Origin of the sequence: Mesorhizobium sp. M7A.F.Ca.CA.002.09.1.1 (genome assembly GCF_003998555.1) — a bacterium.
GTDB lineage: Bacteria > Pseudomonadota > Alphaproteobacteria > Rhizobiales > Rhizobiaceae > Mesorhizobium > Mesorhizobium ciceri.
Map to the genome: position 1 here is coordinate 1 of NZ_RZRR01000946.1, position 2,083 is coordinate 2,083.

The 2,083-nt window shown below is 64.4% G+C and carries 2 protein-coding genes; both read right to left on the reverse strand.

Annotated elements, in window-relative coordinates:
* The coding region (hutU, locus tag EN994_RS28715) for a urocanate hydratase (protein WP_127308020.1) at window positions 1-1,543 on the reverse strand (1,543 nt) is incomplete at its 3' end.
* Window positions 1,544-1,569: 26 nt separating this feature from the next.
* Window positions 1,570-2,083 (reverse strand): N-formylglutamate amidohydrolase (locus EN994_RS28720; RefSeq protein ID WP_206530520.1); only part of this gene is annotated, 514 nt, incomplete at its 5' end.

Here is a 2,083-nt window from a genome sequence, read left to right on the forward strand (position 1 = left end):
TGGCGGCTTCGCGCGTGCCGTCGGCGACGATGACCATGCCGGCGTGCTGCGAGAAACCCATGCCGACGCCGCCGCCATGGTGCAGCGACACCCAGGTGGCGCCGGACGCCGTGTTGAGCAATGCGTTGAGCAGCGGCCAGTCGGATACCGCGTCCGATCCGTCCTTCATCGATTCCGTTTCGCGGTTCGGCGAGGCGACCGAGCCGGAATCGAGGTGATCGCGACCGATGACGACAGGCGCCTTCAACTCACCCTTGGCCACCATTTCATTGAAGGCGAGGCCGAGCCGATGCCGGTCGCCAAGGCCGACCCAGCAGATGCGCGCCGGCAGGCCCTGGAAGGCGATGCGCTCGCGTGCCATGTCGAGCCAGTTGTGCAGATGGGTGTTGCCGGGCGTCAGTTCGCGCACCTTGGCGTCGGTCTTGTAGATGTCTTCCGGATCGCCCGACAGAGCTGCCCAGCGGAAGGGGCCGATGCCGCGGCAGAACAGCGGACGGATATAGGCCGGCACGAAGCCGGGGAAGGCAAAGGCGTTCTCGAACCCCTCCTCCTTGGCCACCTGGCGGATGTTGTTGCCATAGTCGAGCGTTGGCACGCCGGCGTTCCAGAACGCCACCATCGCCTCGACATGTTCGCGCATGGAAGCGCGGGCCGCCTTCTCGACCGCCTTGGGGTCGCTGACGCGCTTCTCGCGCCACTCGGCCATCGTCCAGCCCTTCGGCAGATAGCCGTTGATGGGATCATGCGCCGAGGTCTGGTCGGTGACCATATCGGGGCGAATGCCACGCCTGAACATCTCCGGGACGATCTCGGCCGTATTGCCAAGCAGGCCGACCGACTTCGCCTCGCCGGCCTTGGTCCAGCGTTCGATCTTTTCCAGCGCCTCGTCGAGCGTCTCGGCGCGCTCGTCGACGTAGCGGGTGCGCAGGCGAAAATCGATCGAGTCCGGGTTACATTCGATGGCGAGACAGCAGGCGCCGGCCATGACGGCGGCGAGCGGCTGGGCGCCACCCATGCCGCCGAGACCGCCGGTCAGGATCCATTTTCCCTTGAGATTGCCGCCGTAGTGCTGGCGACCGGCCTCGACGAAGGTCTCGTAGGTGCCCTGCACGATGCCTTGCGTGCCGATGTAGATCCACGAGCCGGCCGTCATCTGGCCGTACATCATGAGGCCCTTCTTATCGAGCTCGTTGAACTTTTCCCAATTCGCCCAGTGCGGCACCAAATTGGAGTTGGCGATCAGCACACGCGGGGCGTCCGGATGGGTGCGGAAGACGCCGACCGGCTTGCCCGACTGGACCAGCAAAGTCTCGTCATCGGCCAGCGTCCTCAAGGAGGCGACGATGCGGTCGAAATCGTTCCAGGTGCGCGCCGCCCGGCCGATGCCGCCATAGACGACCAGTTCGTTGGGATTTTCAGCAACATCCGGGTCGAGATTGTTCATCAGCATGCGCAGCGGCGCTTCCGTCAGCCAGGAGCGCGCGCTGATTTCGGTGCCGCGCGGGCTGCGGACTTCGCGGATGTTGTGGCGAGGATTGTTCATGGCGTCACTCCATAAAGGACCTGATGTCAGACACGCGCCCAGGATGTCGCGGTCTCGAGGATTTTCCGCAGGGTGGCGCGGATCGGTGCTGCGAACTCGGCGTCATAGGGCACCGGCCAATTGTCCGGCGTGCCCTTGCCATCGGGCTCGCGCATATAGATGCGGTTGGAGAGTTCCATCTGCAGTGCGTGCACGCCTTGTTGCGGCTGGCCGAAATGGCGTGTGATCCAGCCGCCCTTGAAGCGGCCGTTGATGACAAAGGTTTCACCGGTTTCGGCCATGATCTTGCCGACCATCGCCTGCAGCGTCGGATCGGCGCTCCTGCCGTCATTGGTGCCGAGATTGAAAACCGGCAGCGTGCCTTCGAACAGGCGCGGCAGCACTGAACGGATCGAGTGGCAGTCATAGAGCACGATCTTTTCGTGTAGCCCGCGCAACCGGCCGATCTCGGCCTGCAAGGCGGCATGGTACGGCACGAAGAATTCCTCGCGACGCTCGTCGATCTCCGACGGCCCCGGTTCTTCGCCCTCGCGATAGAGC